This window comes from Pseudomonas sp. AU11447 (genome assembly GCF_001672555.2).
In the GTDB taxonomy this organism is placed as follows: Bacteria; Pseudomonadota; Gammaproteobacteria; order Pseudomonadales; family Pseudomonadaceae; genus Pseudomonas; species Pseudomonas nitroreducens.
In genome coordinates this window covers 1-424 of sequence record NZ_LZDG02000081.1, presented here as the reverse complement: position 1 = coordinate 424, position 424 = coordinate 1, and the positions used below count along the sequence as shown (strand labels likewise).

The 424-nt window shown below is 67.5% G+C and carries 1 protein-coding gene; it reads left to right on the top strand.

Annotation, left to right across the window (positions count from 1 at the left end):
* The coding region (locus A6723_RS27255; RefSeq protein WP_139093074.1) for a VCBS domain-containing protein at nucleotides 1-424 on the top strand (424 nt) is incomplete at both ends.

Sequence of the window (424 nt, the reverse complement as noted above, 5' to 3'; positions counted from 1 at the left end):
GCGACCCGCAGACCATCACCATCACCGTCACCGGCACCAACGACGCGGCGGTGATCACCGGGCAGACCAGCGGCAGCGCCGATGAAACCGACGCCCCGCTGACCCTCGGCGGCAAACTCGATATCACCGACGTCGACAGCCCGGCCACATTCCAGGCCCAGAACAACGTCGCCGGCCTGCACGGCACCTTCAATCTCGGCACCGACGGCACCTGGACCTACACCGCCAACAGCGCCTACAACGAGCTGAATGCCGGCGACAAGCTCACCGACACCTTCACCGTGAAGGCCGCCGACGGCACCAGCAGCACCGTGACCGTCACCATCAACGGCACCAACGATGCACCGGTGGCCAGCGCCACCAGCGGCGCCGTGAAGGAAGATGCGCAGATCAGCGGCCAGCTCGCCGCCACCGACGCCGACGA